This window comes from Acidithiobacillus sp. (assembly GCF_023255755.1).
In the GTDB taxonomy this organism is placed as follows: Bacteria; Pseudomonadota; Gammaproteobacteria; order Acidithiobacillales; family Acidithiobacillaceae; genus Acidithiobacillus.
Map to the genome: position 1 here is coordinate 1 of NZ_JAGDVS010000160.1, position 1,074 is coordinate 1,074.

The window sequence follows — 1,074 nt, forward strand, 5'->3', positions numbered from 1 at the left end:
ATAAGTTCTTCTTTCTCCGGCGCTCAACCCGCAAGCCCGAAAGGACCCGTCAGGGAGCGCAGCGTTTGTAATTGGGACCGACGGGGTTTGCCCGGCGATGCTGAAATTGGGGCCGCGCTCCGAGAAGCGCAGCGTCCAAAGTCGAAATATATGCCATAAAAGAATAGAATCGCAAATGAAAAGCGCAGGGGTGGGGAAAAATGGCAGAAAACAGGGTGCGGCAATGGCAGGTAACCGATGCGGAAGCGGGGCAACGGCTGGATAACTTCCTCCTGCGGGTGATGAAAGGCGTGCCGCGCTCCCATATCTACAAAATCCTGCGCAGTGGTGAAGTGCGGGTGAACAAAGGGCGGGCGCGGCCGCACTACCACCTGGCTGAGGGCGACGTACTGCGTCTGCCGCCGGTGCGGGTGGCGGCGCCCAACGATCCCGCCGTACTGCCCACCTACCTGCAGAGTCAGTTGGAAGTCGCTGTCCTTTACGAAGATACCCATCTGCTGGTGCTGGACAAGCCCAGCGGGCTGGCCGTGCACGGGGGATCGGGCCTGAGCTGGGGCGTCATCGAGGCGTTGCGCCAGTTGCGACCCGATGCCCGCGAACTGGAACTGGTACATCGCCTGGACCGCGACACCTCCGGCTGCCTGATATTCAGCAAAAAACGCTCGGCGCTGCGTGCGCTCCATGAAGCCCTGCGGGAAGGTTTCATGGAGAAGCGCTATCTGGCGCTGGCGGCCGGTGACTGGCAGGGGAAGGCGCGTTCCGTGCGCCTGGCCCTGCGCAAGAATACCCTGCAGTCCGGCGAGCGCATGGTGCGGGTGGACCCGGTGGAGGGTAAGGCCGCACATACGCGTTTTCTGCCACTGGAACATTTCCCCGGCGCGGTGCTGCTGCAGGCTGATCTCGATACCGGGCGTACGCACCAGATTCGGGTTCACCTGCAAGCGATTGGGCATGCGGTGGCAGGTGATGAGAAATATGGCGATGCGGTCTTCAACCAGCGTCTGCGCGCCCTGGGCCTGCGACGACTTTTTTTGCATGCCGCCCTGGTGGCCTTCCGCCACCCGCAGGACGGCC

At 62.6% G+C, this 1,074-nt stretch carries 1 protein-coding gene; it reads left to right on the forward strand.

What is annotated here, in order from left to right:
* Window positions 1-200 precede the first annotated feature (200 nt).
* Window positions 201-1,074 (forward strand): 23S rRNA pseudouridine(955/2504/2580) synthase RluC (gene rluC, locus Q0C48_RS11280; protein ID WP_291524394.1); only part of this gene is annotated, 874 nt, incomplete at its 3' end.